The organism is Clostridium sp. DFI.5.61 (assembly GCF_024462915.1).
Classification (GTDB): Bacteria; Bacillota; Clostridia; order Oscillospirales; family Oscillospiraceae; genus Lawsonibacter; species Lawsonibacter asaccharolyticus.
The window spans coordinates 1-13,710 of the sequence record NZ_JANGBZ010000069.1 but is presented as its reverse complement, the minus strand read 5'-3'; the positions used below and the strand labels follow the sequence as shown (position 1 = coordinate 13,710).

The 13,710-nt window shown below is 61.7% G+C and carries 16 protein-coding genes; 1 reads left to right on the top strand and 15 read right to left on the bottom strand.

The features are described from left to right. Nucleotides 1–217 precede the first annotated feature (217 nt). The 15 genes from NE584_RS17550 to NE584_RS17480 all read right to left on the bottom strand — a co-directional run bounded on the left by NE584_RS17550 (nt 218) and on the right by NE584_RS17480 (nt 12,874). A complete protein-coding gene (locus NE584_RS17550) occupies nt 218–1,921 on the bottom strand; it encodes an ABC-ATPase domain-containing protein (protein WP_256183360.1) in 1,704 nt (567 codons plus the stop codon). Between the two features lie 84 nt (nt 1,922–2,005). After that, nucleotides 2,006–2,728 carry an alpha/beta hydrolase gene (locus NE584_RS17545; RefSeq protein ID WP_256183359.1) on the bottom strand — a complete coding sequence of 241 codons (723 nt, stop codon included), beginning with the start codon at nt 2,726–2,728 and terminating at the stop codon, nt 2,006–2,008. A gap of 96 nt (nt 2,729–2,824) precedes the next feature. Next, nucleotides 2,825–3,661 carry a hypothetical protein gene (locus NE584_RS17540; protein ID WP_050624569.1) on the bottom strand — a complete coding sequence of 279 codons (837 nt, stop codon included), beginning with the start codon at nt 3,659–3,661 and terminating at the stop codon, nt 2,825–2,827. Between the two features lie 159 nt (nt 3,662–3,820). Next, nucleotides 3,821–4,321, bottom strand: a complete 501-nt coding sequence (locus tag NE584_RS17535) for a hypothetical protein (protein ID WP_256183358.1) — start codon at nt 4,319–4,321, stop codon at nt 3,821–3,823. A 16-nt stretch (nt 4,322–4,337) separates the two neighbouring features. Then, nucleotides 4,338–4,787, bottom strand: a complete 450-nt coding sequence (locus tag NE584_RS17530) for a flavodoxin domain-containing protein (RefSeq protein ID WP_256183357.1) — start codon at nt 4,785–4,787, stop codon at nt 4,338–4,340. 15 nt (nt 4,788–4,802) lie between these two features. Beyond that, a complete protein-coding gene (locus tag NE584_RS17525) occupies nt 4,803–5,213 on the bottom strand; it encodes a peptide deformylase (RefSeq protein WP_050624572.1) in 411 nt (136 codons plus the stop codon). A gap of 78 nt (nt 5,214–5,291) precedes the next feature. Beyond that, nucleotides 5,292–5,597 (bottom strand): hypothetical protein, encoded by a 306-nt coding sequence (locus NE584_RS17520; RefSeq protein WP_256183356.1) that lies wholly within the window; start codon nt 5,595–5,597, stop codon nt 5,292–5,294. A gap of 40 nt (nt 5,598–5,637) precedes the next feature. Next, on the bottom strand, nt 5,638–6,045 hold the full coding sequence (locus NE584_RS17515; protein WP_050624574.1) for an RbsD/FucU domain-containing protein: 408 nt from the start codon (nt 6,043–6,045) through the stop codon (nt 5,638–5,640). A gap of 51 nt (nt 6,046–6,096) precedes the next feature. After that, complete coding sequence (locus tag NE584_RS17510) at nt 6,097–6,711, bottom strand: SIS domain-containing protein (protein ID WP_050624575.1); 615 nt, start codon at nt 6,709–6,711, stop codon at nt 6,097–6,099. A 63-nt stretch (nt 6,712–6,774) separates the two neighbouring features. Further along, the gene (locus tag NE584_RS17505) at nt 6,775–7,773 is read right to left on the bottom strand and encodes a ribokinase (RefSeq protein ID WP_050624576.1); all 999 of its coding nucleotides are present in this window, start codon (nt 7,771–7,773) and stop codon (nt 6,775–6,777) included. 91 nt (nt 7,774–7,864) lie between these two features. After that, nucleotides 7,865–8,791 carry a dihydrodipicolinate synthase family protein gene (locus tag NE584_RS17500; RefSeq protein ID WP_077138759.1) on the bottom strand — a complete coding sequence of 309 codons (927 nt, stop codon included), beginning with the start codon at nt 8,789–8,791 and terminating at the stop codon, nt 7,865–7,867. A 46-nt stretch (nt 8,792–8,837) separates the two neighbouring features. After that, nucleotides 8,838–10,349: a tripartite tricarboxylate transporter permease gene (locus NE584_RS17495; protein WP_050624577.1), complete on the bottom strand. Its 1,512-nt coding sequence runs from the start codon at nt 10,347–10,349 to the stop codon at nt 8,838–8,840. 19 nt (nt 10,350–10,368) lie between these two features. Further along, nucleotides 10,369–10,836, bottom strand: a complete 468-nt coding sequence (locus NE584_RS17490) for a tripartite tricarboxylate transporter TctB family protein (RefSeq protein ID WP_050624578.1) — start codon at nt 10,834–10,836, stop codon at nt 10,369–10,371. 107 nt (nt 10,837–10,943) lie between these two features. After that, a complete protein-coding gene (locus NE584_RS17485) occupies nt 10,944–11,987 on the bottom strand; it encodes a tripartite tricarboxylate transporter substrate binding protein (RefSeq protein ID WP_050624579.1) in 1,044 nt (347 codons plus the stop codon). A gap of 116 nt (nt 11,988–12,103) precedes the next feature. After that, the gene (locus NE584_RS17480; RefSeq protein WP_050624580.1) at nt 12,104–12,874 is read right to left on the bottom strand and encodes an IclR family transcriptional regulator; all 771 of its coding nucleotides are present in this window, start codon (nt 12,872–12,874) and stop codon (nt 12,104–12,106) included. Nucleotides 12,875–13,170: 296 nt separating this feature from the next. On the opposite strand from NE584_RS17480, the gene NE584_RS17475 reads away from it, so the two are divergent. Continuing rightward, nucleotides 13,171–13,617, top strand: coding sequence for a YhcH/YjgK/YiaL family protein (locus NE584_RS17475; RefSeq protein WP_050624581.1), 447 nt, complete (start codon nt 13,171–13,173; stop codon nt 13,615–13,617). Nucleotides 13,618–13,710 lie beyond the last annotated feature (93 nt).

The following is a 13,710-nucleotide window of genomic DNA, read 5'->3' as shown; positions in this document are numbered from 1 at the left end:
TTTCTCTCCTCAATTTTGCTTTATTTCCCTATTGACTTTTTATTTGCAGACTTCGGGGCGAGGCCCCAAAACAATCTATGCGCCGCTGTCCCACGTTGACACCGCCGCCCATAGAAAAGGCGTCCCCCTCCGGACCGGCCGGAGAGGGACGCCTCTGTGTGGTGGGGCCAATGCCCCCCATCTGGATGGGGGCGTGGGGCCTGCGGGGACCAGCCGGTCACAGCAGGTCCAGGAAGCGGCAGCGGTCAAAACAGGCGAAGATCTCCTGACGGCGGGGGCGGGCCAGAAAGGGGACGCCGGAGGGGGAGCCGCACAGGGCGGGCAGGCCCTGTTCTTCCATCAGCCGGTCCAGCTCGTCCACGATCTGGCGCAGGGTGCGCCTGCCGTCCATCAGGCGCCGCTGGGCGTAGACCATGCACCAGCCCAGGGCAGCAGACTGCTCGCCGTCAGCCAGCTGCTCCACATACCGCAGATCGATGGTCTCCCGATCGATGGATATGCCGTCCCGGCCCAGGGCTTTGAGCTTGATCCGGTCTCCCCGGAACTGGGGGGAGGGTCTGGGACAGCGGCAGAGACCGGGGGCGGGAGCAGGCTCCATGACGGCGCTCCCGGCGGGGAAGGCCCGGGCCTCCTCCTTGGCGGAGGCGGTGATGTCCCGGGGGACATACCGGTCCATCTGGATGATGCGGTCGGCGGCGTGGAAGAAGGCGCCGGAGCTGCCTGCCACGATGACAGTGGAGATGCCGTGGATACCATAGAGCTCCCGGATGCGGTCGAGGAAGGGGGTGATAGGCTCCATGTCCCGGTGGATGACCCGCTGCATCAGCTCATCCCGGATCATGAAGTTGGTGGCGCTGGTGTCCTCATCCATGAGGAGCAGGGAGGTCCCCGCCTCCATGGCCTCCACCACGCCGGCGGCCTGGGAGGTGCTGCCGCTGGCGTCCTCGGTGGTGAAATGGACAGTGTCCTTTCCGTTGGGCAGGTTGTTGATAAACATGGAGATGTCGGTGTTCCGGATGCTCCTCCCGTCCTCGGCACGGATCTTGACCGCTGTGCGGTCGGTGATGACATACTCCCGCCCATCCCCGGCGATGTGGTCGTACACCCCCAGCTCCAGGGCCTTGAGCAGGGTGGACTTCCCGTGGTAGCCGCCGCCCACGATCAGAGTGATCCCCTTGGGGATGCCCATGCCGGTGATGGTCCCCCGGTGGGGCAGCTCCAGGGTGACCGAGAGCTCTCTGGGGGAGCGGAAGGGGACGGCCTGCTTCATGGGCAGGGAGGAGACGCCGGAGGTCCGGGGCAGGATGCTGCCATCGGCCACAAAGGCGCACAGGCCCAGGGCGGGCAGCTGCCGGCGGATATCCTGCTGGTCCTCCGCCAGGTCAGCCGCTTCCTGGAGGCGCTTTCCGTCCAGATTGCGGTAGAGCAGGGACTCCTCCACGCACCGGGGCAGCAGGTCGAAGAGGATCTTCTCCAGCTCCCGGGCGTTGATGGTGCGGCCGTTGGCGGGGAAGCCCACCTCCAGCCGCAGCAGCAGATCGCCGTGCTCCGGGTCCAGGGCGCAGGCGGTCCGCTCCAGCACCTCCTGGCCGCACCGGCTGATAGAGATGAGGCCGCTGTGTCCCGAGCCCTTGGCCTGAAAGGAGGCCTGGGCCGCCCGCCGGCCAAACTGGCGGGTGAGCGCATCCTGAAGGGCGATGCGCCGGCAGGGGGTCTGATAGAGCTGCCTGGGGAATCCGGCCTGCTTTCCGTTCACATGGATGCTCAATTTGGAGGGAGCGGCAAAGGGGTCCCCCTGTACGTGGTCGATGGACAGCACGTAGGCGGGGAACTGATAGGCGCCCCGGGTGTCCTTATAGGCCGGATAGCCCTTCCGGTCGATGCGGGCCAATAGGTTTCTCAAATCTGTTGAAGTCTGCATAGCGATACTCCTGTCAATTTGCTTTTGTGCCCCGGAGAGCGGCACAGGGCCTGAAGTACCTGTGGGAAAGGATGGAGGGAGCGCCTATCTCTCCTGCCGCTGGGCGAGGAAGTCGGAGATGGCCTCCACAGTCCGGGCCTGCTGTTCCTGAGGCGTGATCTCCGCCGGCGGGTCGCCCCGCTGGAGGCCGTAGCTGCCGAACTGGGCATGGTTGCCGCCGTCGATCTCCACCACATGTTCCGTATAGTCGATCTTGTCCTCCACGCTCTGATTCAGGGAGCCGTAGACGGTGAGGGTGTCTGCGGACGGGTATTCGCCGTAGAGATAGGCCCCCAGCAGGATGAGGCCGTCCACCTGGTCCCGGTGCCCGGCGGCGAATTGGGAGGCCATGGCTCCGCCCATGGAGTGTCCGGCCAGATACCAGTGCCGGATCTCCGGAAATTGGGCCATCACGTCTTCGGCGGCGTTGACATCAAAGATGGCCATGCGGAAGGGCATCTCCACCAGAATACAGGTGAGGCCGGTCCTCCGCAGCTGGTCCAGCAGAGGCAGGTAGGCAGCCCCCTCCACCTTGGCCCCGGGGTAAAAGATGATGGCAGTGTCCGTGGGATAGGACGGGGAGAGGATGGTCAGGCTGCCCTGGACCTCAATGTTCTCGCCGCTGGCCAATACATCCAGGGCCGCATCCTCTGCCCGGTAGTAGTCGGATACATACCAGAAAAATCCGGCCGCCAGAAGAAGCATCGCCAGCAGGACACCCGTGGCCAGCCGCAGCCCCTTCCGGTGAAAAACAGCTGTGATCTGCATAAGAGAGCCACTTCCCATCTGTTATGATCGGATCAGTTTCCTTGCTGGCGGGGGCTCGTGCGAAGTATCTCCGCACACCCGACCTGCGGGAGGCCTTTACTGGGGCTCTCCCCGTTTTTTTCGGAAAAGCCGATCCTTCAGCCCGTGGTGGATGCCGCTGTAACTGACCGGCAGCTCCACGGACAGCAGGATCTTGGCAAACCAGAGGAAGGACAGCAGGACCAGGACCGGGATGGCGCAGCAGGTCACCAGCATCACGGCCAGCGCCTCCATAAAGCGGTTGACCATCTCGCCCACTTTGTCCGTGATCCCGGAGACCCCGTCTGTCACGGTGGAGATCAGCCCGGAAAAGAAGCCTTTTTCTCCCTCGCCCGCCGTCTCTGATTCGCTCTCCAGCTCTGCGGCGGCATCTCTGGCTGTTTCAATGGTGGCCTCGATGGATGCCTGGTAGGAGTCCTCGATCAGATCAGAGACATAGACGCTGGCTGGGATGACCAAAAAGATCAGCAGTCCAAACGCGGTCAGCCTTGCCGCCAGCAGACGAAGGCTTTTCCAGTCAAAGAGGACATACAGCACATACAGCAGGCAGGACACGGGGATCAGGAAGGAAAAGGTCACCGTTCCGGTGATGGTCAGCAGATATTTTTCCAGGAACACGGCACACAGCACCAGCAGAAAATGGGAGCTCAGATCGGCCAGCTTGTCGGCGATCGGGGTGGCGACGTCACCGGGGATCAGCGTGATCGCCGCAGAAGCGGCGGCGGAGGCGGCGGACAATTCCAGCACGGTGGTCTGCTTCTCCTCCAAGGCTGCCAGAGTAGAGCCGTGAAGATCCGGGGACGAGGCGGGACCGGAAAGGACGAACACGGACAGCAGTGCGATGAGCAGCGGAATGACGACAAACAGCGTCTTTTTTTGCAGAACTTCCTTCATAGCTTTTCTCTCTTTCCATTTCTTTTTTGCATGAAAAAATGGCGGGCAGTGCAAGGCGGCGCGCTCAACAGTTACCTCTGTGGCCTGCGGCCTTTACAACAGCCTTTGCAGAGCTCGCGAAGCAGAGGAGAAAACTAGGGGGGATGCCCTGCGTCCCGCTCATAACAGCGATGCGGATATCCGCTCCAGCCCTGTCCCCAGTCCCTCAAAGCCTGCGCACCGGCTGGAGCAGGTGTTGACGGCGCGGTCCAGCAGGGGCTGGGCCTGGCGTTCCGTGTCCAGGCACAGGTCCAGCGCCAGCACGTCCTCCCACGCCCGGTTGAGGAAGGCCACCTCCCGGCGGCCATGAGTGCGGGTGAGGCAGGCGGGCCCGGCCTTTTCCAGATAGCCCTCCACCCGGGCCGGGGAGAGGCCAGCGGCGGTGAGGCTGTCGGTCAGGCCTGCGCGGAAGAGGCCGGGGATGTCCTCCCGCTGGAGAGGGGGCACATCCCAGCGGACAAAGGCGTAGCGGCTGTGGCAGTGGACGGCCAGCAGGCACCCGCGGCCCCGCAGGCGGATGACATGCAGGTCCCAGCAGAAGCGCCGGTCCGGCTCTGTGCCCCAGGCCGGCGTTTTTATCCCCAGGAACCGCTGGAGGGGAAAGGTCAGTCCCAGTTCCATCACGCCGCCTCCTCTCTCACAGGCGGGTCAGGATGTCCCGGAAAAAGCCGCGGGCGCGGTCCAGGTCCCCCTCATCCGGCCGGCCCTTGGCCAGGCCGCCCACCAGCTTGAAGGGGCCGAAGGTGTCGTAGCCCTTGCAGCCGAAGGTCCCCAGCACGGCGCAGCCCCGCTCCCCGGCCAGCTCCTTCAGCTCCCGGGTGCTCTGTCCCATGCCGCCCCCGTAGGTGCAGACGAAGAACACAGGCTTGCCATGGGGCAGATACTGCCGGGCGGCGTGTAAGACGCTGGTGTGGAACTTCCCAAAGTAGACGCCGGAGGCGAAGCCGACGCAGTCGTAGTCCTCCAGCCGGACGGTCTGGCAGACGGTGGCGTCGATCGGGTCGATCTCCCCCTCCCGGGCCATGGCCTCCAGCACCTTCCGGGTGTTGCCGTGGTGGCGGGAATAGTAACAGACGGCGGTTCTCATGACATGACGCTCCTTTTAAATGAGGATGCCCTCGCAGTGGTCCAGCTCGTGCTGGATGATCTGGGCGGTCCAGCCGGTGAAGGTCTTACACCGCTCCTGGAAACGCTCGTTCTGCCAGCGGACCTTGATGGACCGCCACCGCCGGGCCCTCCGGGTGCCGGAGAGGGACAGGCAGCCCTCCTCCGCCTCATAGGGGCCGGACCTTTTGACGATCTCCGGGTTGAGCATGACCAGATAGCTGCCCTCGTTGTCAAAGGCGATGATGCGCTTGTTCACGCCGATCATATTGGCCGCCATGCCCACGCAGCCCGCGCTGTGGTGGGTCAGCGTCTCCAGCAGGTCCGCTGCCGCGGGCAGGTCCTCCGGCGTGGCCGGCTCGGCCTTCTGGGCCAGAAAGGTCTCGTCTTTGCAGATGTCACGGATCATAATTTCGATCTCTCCTTTTGCGGCAGGCTCACCCCGGCACAGCGCGCAGCGCCTGTCTGGAGGTCGGTGACCGTCCCCTCAAAGTCCGTTTCCCCCCTCCGGGCCGGACCCGGCTGGGCGCTTGAGCTCGAAGGAGTGCTGATCCTCCCCGGAGAAGCCGGCGGCCTCGTTTTGGAAGAGGGGCAGAGATCTGATCTCGTCGGGCCATGGGTCCAGCTCCAGCCAGTTGAGAACGCGGCGGGGGCCATCCTCCAGTCCCCGCGTGATCCTCTCGCCGTTCTCAATGGCTGTGATATGCGCCTCCTCTTTCAGGCTGTCACAGGCATTATAGCACAGAAATGAGAAAAATGCCACGGGAACAAAGGAGCCTTTCTCCGCATCCATGCGGAGAAAGGCTCCCTAAAAACGAGTGAGACAGGCCGGATCAGGCCACGCCGATGGTGATCAGCAGGTTGGAAAAGATACGCTGTTCCCCGGTGGAGATGGCCAGCCGGACGCCGGGCTGACAGCAGGCGTCATAGAACTCATAGCGTCCCAGCTTGTTCAGCTCCATGCCGTCCAGCATGGTCTGGAACTCCCCGAAGATCTCCGGAGTGGTGCCGTCGGCGGGGTCCATGACCTCCGCCTTCTCGATATTCACCGTGCTCTGGATGGCGGCCAGGACGTCGGTAACAGTGGGCAGGCCGGGGGTCAGCCCCAGGTACACGGTCTCTGCCTGGCCGGTCTTGGAGTCCAAGGGGTAGTTGCCGTCTGCGATGAGGACCTTGTCCCCGTGGCCGCACAGGGCCAGGGCGGCCATGATGTCGGGGTGGATGAGCTTTCCTTTCAGCATTTGAATGACCTCACTTTTTCTCCGGAGGGGACGGGGCCCGCCCCGGAATGTTTACTTTTCGTTCTCCCGCAGCTCGCCCAGCTTTCCGCCGGGGTGGCAGCGGACGTATTTGACGGGGTCCCAGTCCTTCTCCACCTGGAGCGCCACAGAGAGGGCCTGAAGGGTGAGCAACTCCGCCAGCACGGAGTTGCGGGGGGCCCGGTTCAGGGGGCCGCCCTCCGCCTTGACGCCGGCGAAGAGGAAGGCGTCGGTGTGCTTGGCAAGCCAGCTGTTCGGGTTGCCGGAGACGCCGATGACCTTGCAGCCGTTGTTCTGGACAGCCAGCACGGTGGCCTTCAGCTCGGCGGTCTCACCGGAGTTGGAGATGGCGATGACCACGTCCCCGGCCGCCAGCTGCCCGCAGGAGCCGTGGACAGCCTCGGTGCCGTGGAGGTAGTAGGCGGGGTTGCCGGTGGAGGAGAACAGGGAGGCGGCGTAGGTGGACACATGGCTGCACTTGCCGATGCCGGTGACGTGGAGACGGCCGCCCTTGGCCTGGGAATCCAAGATCAGCTGGGCGGCGGCCTCGTACTCCTCAGGACTGCGGGCCTTCAAAAAGGCATTGAATTCGGTCTCTGCGGCGGCAAAGAAATTGGATACCGCCTGTTTGCTCTCAGGTTTCAGCATAACGACTCTCCTTATGGATAGGATTTGACTGCCCCCGCGGGGACGGGGACAGTCAAGGACAGATCACTGCTTCAAAGCGTCCAGCTCCGCCGGGTCAAAGCCCTGGTAGTCCCGCTCCACAAGGAGCTGCTGGACCTCCTCCACCGTGGGCAGGCTGGGCATGGCGCCCATACGGGACACAGTGATGGCGGCGGTGTGGCTGGCAAAAGCCAGGGCCTCGCCCTGGGGCAGACCGGCGGTGAGGCCGGTGCAGAAGGCGGCCACAAAGGAGTCGCCGGCGGCCGTGGGGTCGGCCACATGCTCCATCTTCACGCAGTGGGTGTGATGGATGCCGTTTTTCCCCGCCGCGATGGAGCCGTTTTCCCCCATGGTGATGATGAGGTTCTCCACCCCCCGGGCCTGGAAGGCCTGGGAGACCACGGCCACGTCCTCCATGTTGATGCCGTTGGAGACGTCGATGGAGTGGCCGGCCAGGATGGCGGCCTCGTGCTCGTTGGGGGAGAGGTAGGTGGCGCAGGCGAGCAGCCGGTCGGACATGGGGGCGGCTGGGGCGGGGTTGATCATCACGGGGACCCCGGCGTCGTGGGCCCACTGGGCCACCGCCTCGATGACCTCCATAGGCAGCTCGAACTGCATCATCACCAGGTCAAAGCGGCCGATCTCCTCCCGGAGCCAGGCCACGTCGTCCACCGTGATGGTGAAGTTGGCGCCGGGACAGACAGTGATGCGGTTCTGGGCGCCGTGTTCCGTCACCTCCAGGGTGATGTGGCCTACGCCGGAGGACTCCTGGGGGTCCACTGACACATGGGACACGTCCACACCGGCAGCGGCAGCGGTATCCGTCATGATCTTACCGAACGCATCGTCCCCCACCTGGCCCACCATGGTCACGTGGGCGCCCAGGCGGGCACACTGGACCGCCTGATTGGCGCCCTTCCCCCCCGGCGCGGTCTGGAACTTCAGGCCGATGACGGTCTCGCCGGAATTGGGGGCGCGCTTGGTGGAGGCGATCAGATCCATCATAAAGCTGCCCACCACCAGAATGTTTGGCTTTTTCAGCATGTCAGAGCTCCTTCTTGGACACTTTTTTTGTACAGTTCCACTCTTTTATTCTAATCATTTTTGCAGAGAAATCAAGAGCGGATACACATTTTTACAGGATGCCCAGCTGCTTTCGGACGTAATTCTCCATGGCGATGAGGCTCTCCACCTCGCCTCGGGCATTCTTGTCCAGTTTGGCTGCGTCGGCGCTGCGGGTCACCAGCGACATGGGGACGTCCACCAGGTTTTGATGGTATTTGGCGGAAACAGGGTAGGCCCGCATCTCGATCATGGCGGCGGTGGTCAGGAAGTGGGCTACCAGCTGGGCTTTCTCAGGATCAGAGTCCTTGTGGTCATAGGCCCACTTATAGAGATCCGGGTGGAAGTTGGCCATAACGCCGTTGTAGCCGGCGGAGCCATGGCAGTAGCTATCATACCAGGACTGGGCGTTGGCATTGAAGATCTTCAGGGGAGTGCCCTCCACGGCCTTCAGCCGCTCCCGGATCAACTCATAATCACAGCAGGTGTCCTTCAGAAATACCATGCGGCCCTCCGGGGCCACTTTGCGGAGAAAGTCTAGAGAGACCAGGCGCTTCCAGGGCATGGGGCACTCGTAGATGCCGAAGTCTACCTCTGGGAACCGGTCAAAGATCTCCTGAGCGTTCTGGAAGAAGACCTCCTCGCCCTCGTTGTTCTGATCCAAGCGGTTGGAGACCAGCACATAGGCGCCGATGCCGGGGATCTTCATCATGTCCTCGATCTGCTTATACTGGTCCGATTTGGAGTCAGCGGTATGTCCGGAGGCCACCACCTGGATGCGGCCGTCCACCGCGTCCACCACCGCCTTGGCGATATCCAGCTTCTCCTGCTCGGTGAGGAAGGCCATCTCGCTGGACTGGCAGACCGCAAAAATGCCGGTGCAGCCCTTCTTAATGTACCAGTTGCACAGGCCCTCGATGGCCTTGAAGTCCGGTTTGTTGTCCTCGGTAAAAGGGGTGATCATGACCGGCCATACGCCGGGCTGAATGGAAAATGCCATAATACAACGACCTTTCTTTTCCAAATGTTGTTCAGGGGGGCGGAGATCACTTGGCCGCTTTGCTCTTCTTGCGGAGCTGGCCGATGGCGGGCAGCACCAGGGAGAGAACGGTCAGGATCAGCAGGACCACCGTGATGGGGCGGGTCAGGAATATGCTGTAATCACCCAGAGACATGGACAGGGCGCGGCGGAAGTTGCTCTCGCACAGGTTGCCCAGCAGCAGGGCCAGCACGAAGGGACCCAGCGGCACCTCACAGCGCTTGCACAGGAAGCCCACAAAGCCGGCTGCGAACATGACATACACGTCGAACATGGAGTTGTTCACCGCGTAAGAGCCCAGGATGCAGAAGCCCACGACGATGACCCAGATGACCTCCTGGGGGACTTTCAGGATCAGGGAGGCGAACTTGGTGGACAGAAGGCCCAGGATCAGGATCATGATGTAGCCCACCACCATCAGGCCCATCACGTTGTAAACAAATTCAGGTTTCTCCACGAACATCATGGGGCCTGGCTGCATTCCATACATCATCAGGGAGCCGATGAGCACAGCGGTGACGCCATCGCCGGGGATGCCCAAGGTCATCATAGTGGTCATGGCTCCGCCGATGACGGCGTTGTTGGCACAGGAGGTGACGGCCAAGCCGTTGACTGCACCCTTGCCGAACTCCTCCGGATGCTTGGAGAAGTTCTTGGTCTGCTGCCAGCAGATGATGGCGGCGATATCACCGCCAGTGCCGGGCACCGCACCGATGACGGCGGAGATGGCACCGCATACCAGAGTGGGGATCACGCTGGCCTTGGTCTCCTTGGCAGTGGGGAAGGCCTCTGCGGTGTTGCTCACGATCTGGGCGTTCTTCCGGGCCTCCTTGTCGGCGGGGGAGCTCTTACTGATCTGGTAGAGCACCTCGCCCACGCCGAACATGCCCACCATGACTACGACGAACTCAATGCCGCTGAGCATGTTGATGTTGCCAAAGGTGAAGCGCAGGGCACCGGTCATGGGGTCCATGCCAATGGTGGAGACCAACAGGCCCAAAGCGCCGGCCAGCAGGCCCTTGAACACACTGCCGCCGGAGACACCGATCATCATGGACAGTCCGAACAGAGCCATGGCGAACATCTCGGGGGGGCCGAACTTCAGGGCAAACTCCGCCACGGGGAAGGAAAAGACGATCAGGACCACAGTGCCGATCAGGCCGCCGATGACCGAGTAAATGGTGTTCATATTCAGGGCTTTCTTCACCTTGCCCTGAGTGACCATGTAGTAGCCGTCGAAGGTCTGAGCGATGGAGGCGGGGGTGCCGGGCGTGTTGATAAGGATGGCGGAGATGCCGCCGGCCCAAATGGCGGAGTTATAGATGCCCAGCAGCACAGCCATGCCCTGCGCGGGTTCCAGCCAGAAGGTGAGGGGAGTCAGAATGGCGATGCCCATGGTGGCGGACAGGCCGGGCAGAGTACCGATGACCATACCGGCCACTACGCCCAGGATGCAATAGAAAAAGACATCCGTGGTAAAGATGGTGATAAAAGTATTGCTGATCAGTGAAAAATCCATATTGTTTCCTCCTCCCGTCTCAGAAATCCAGCATGACGTTGAGGACCTTGCTGAATACCAGATAGGTGGACACAGAATATGCCACCGCCAGGATCACAGCGGGGACCGGCTTCATCTTATACAGCAGCCCCAGGCCAAGAGAGAGGATCAGGCTGGCCGCAATGTAGTGGAAGAGGTTCCATACCACCAGGAAGGCCACGAACAAGACCAGAGAGATCAGAATAGCGATACCGTTCTCCTTGGTGATGGATTTGAGATCAAAATATGTGATTTTGTTTTTTGCGCCGATGGCGATGATGATCACGGAGACTGCCATGACCAGGACAGAGATCCCAACGGGGAAAGCTGAGGGACCGGGCGTCCCGTCCACCGCTGTAGAGCTGGGCAGCTGCATGGCCATGACCAGCCACCACAGGCCAATCAGGAACCCTATCAGGCCCAGGACCGTGTCGGAGTTGAAAATAGAATTTACTTTTTTCGGCTCCACGTTTGTTTTCACCCTTTCCTTTGAATCAAAAAGCGATCGGGCCGGCCGCAGCAGGCCGGCCCGATGCCCCTATCACAAGATTCGTGCGACTGAGATTGGAGCAGCGTTTACTGCGCAGTGTCGGTGAAGTACTCGGTGTAGAACTCGTACTGGGACTGCGCAAACTCAGCGAACTCTTCATGGTCCATGATCAGGGGGGAGTACTGCCCCTGAGAGGCCAGCTCCTTGAACTCCTCGGAGTTGACGGCCTTCTCGAAGGCGGCATACAGGACTTCCTTCACATCGTCGGGAGTGCCCTTGGCTACGCCAAAGCCGCCCCAGGCGGTGACATCCACATCATACCCCAGCTCCTGGAGAGTGGGGACGTCGGGGTTGAACTCGCTGCGGTCGCTGGAACAGACAGCCAGGATCTTCAGCTTGCCGGAGGCGACACCGGAGGCCACCTCGGACTCAGAGACGGGAACCATCTGCACATGGCCGCCCATCAGGTTGGTGACGGCGGTAGCGGCGCCGTCAAAGGGCACCAGGTTGATCTCGATGCCGGCGGCCTTGGCGAAGGCATCAGCAGCGATATGCCACACAGAACCGGTGCCGGAGGTGCCGACCTGGAGCTCGCCGGGGTGCTCTTTGCACCAGGCGACCAGGTCCTCGATGCTGTCCCACTCGGAGTCGGCGCTGACAGTGATGGCAGCGGGCTGAATGTTGCAGGCATAGATCATGTCGAAAGCGGAGGGCTCGATGATCTCGGTCAGACCCTGAGCCTTGACCATGGCCAACTCACAGGGCAGGTAGCCCACGGTGTAGCCGTCGGGGGTGGATTCCTTTACGTAGGTCATGGCCACCACACCGGAGCCGCCGGTCATGTTGGTGGCGGGGAAGGGAACGCCCAGCTCATCAGACACCATCTGAGCGATAAAGCGGGCGTTGGTGTCAGACAGACCTCCAGGAGAGGCGTGGATGATCATGCTCAGGCTTTTGCCGTCAGGGAAGTTGGTGGTGGTAGTGCTGCTGGCGTCAGAACCGCTGCCGGAAGCGGCGGCGCCGCTGCTGGCAGCCGGGCTGGAAGTGTTGCCTCCGCCGCAGGAGGCCAGAGTCCCCAGGATGAGGGCGGTGCTCAAGCCAGTTGCAAGAAGTTTTTTCCAATTTTTCATTGTGGAATCCTCCTTATTTTATTTGTCGCGTTTGGTTTCCTTTTTATTTCTATATGTGCCGGCATCCTCCGGCGAAGAGGGGAGGCACACATAAAAAACAGAACGATAGGGAGGGCTCAGCGGTAGATGCGCTCCCGCATGCGCAGGGCCGCATTTTGCAGGATGCCGGCGCACTCCATCAGCTTCTCGTCCGTCATGGTGATGGCCGGGCCGGAGGTGCTCACCCCGGCCACCAGCTTGCCGGCAGAGTTGTACACAGGAACACCCACACACCGCACGTTGGGGTCCCGCTCGCTGTTGTCGATGGCGTAGCCCCTCCGGCGGGTGCGGCGGAGCTCCTCCACGATGGCGTCCAGGTCGGTGATGGTGTTGGGCTGAAAGCGGGTGCGCTCCGCGGGGATGTGGGCGAGCCACTCCTCCTCGGGCATGTGGGCCAGAATGGCTTTGCCGATCCCAGTGCAGTAGAAGGGGGAGGTCTCCCCCAGGATGTCCCGGTAGGGGAGGACACCCATCCGGTTGGCCGGGTGAGCCACATAGAGGTAGAGGACGTTGGTCCCGTAAGGCAGGCCGAAGTAGACGATCTCATTGGTCTTGCCGGCCGTGTCCACCAGGATATCATACACCGCGTTGGGGTAGCCCAGGTTCTGGTTGATGATGAAGGCGTACTCCAGGATCTTCAGACCCAGGGTGTAGCGCCCGTCGGGCAGCCGGTCCAGATACCCCATGGAGGTGAAGGTGGACAGAATGTTGTGGATGTTGGACTTGGTCACCCCGATCCGCTCCGCCAGCTCCGTTACCCCCAGGACCGGCTCCTGGATGGTGAAGCAGGAGAGGATCTTCAGGGACTTTGCCAGCGACTTCACTTTTGGTTCTGAACATTCATCCATGACGCCCACCTCCGTTCTTTAATAGAGAACACACTTCCTTATTGCAATACTATTATATAAATCTGCTCAAAAAAAGGCAAGAGGGCAATTTTTTTTCGGCGGAACGCCAGCGAAAAAGGGAGAAAAAGGAGGGTTTTGCGACTGGCGTTTTCTGATCGAGAACCACCTGGAAGCTTTTTTTGACAGGGAAGATTTTTTGCCGCTTGCGGAGGGGGAGGGAGGGAGATTATAATAAGGGTGCAAAGTCCTCTGAGGGCCCGCTGGGCTGGGACCACAACGAAAGGAGAAGACAAGTTATGATCTACGACAGTTTGAAGCATATGGAGGCGTATCAGGGTGTCCATCCCGGTATCTATAAGGGACTGGAGCTCCTAAGGGATACCGATTTCTCCAAGCTGGAGGACGCCCGGGTGGAGGTGGACGGAGAAGATCTGTTCTATTTGTTGCAGAGCTACGAGTCCAAGCCGGCCAACGACACTCCCGAGGCCCACAAGAAGTATGTGGACATCCAGTTTCTGATCTCCGGGCGGGAGAAGATGGGGGTCGGTGCCCTGGAGGACATGAAGGAAGAGGTGGAGGCCCACCCGGAGCGGGATATCTGGTTCTACCACGGCCCGCTGGACGAGATCACCCTGGGCGGGGACAAGTTTGTGGTCCTCTTCCCGGGGGATGCCCATGCCCCCAACATCGCGGTGGACGGACCTGAGCCTGTACGCAAGTGCGTGGTGAAGGTCAAGCTGTGACAACAGACAGACTGGCAGGGACAGCCTCTGCCGGAGAGAGAGAACGGGGGGGGGGGGGGGGGGGGGGGGGGGGGGGGGGGGGGGGGGGGGGGG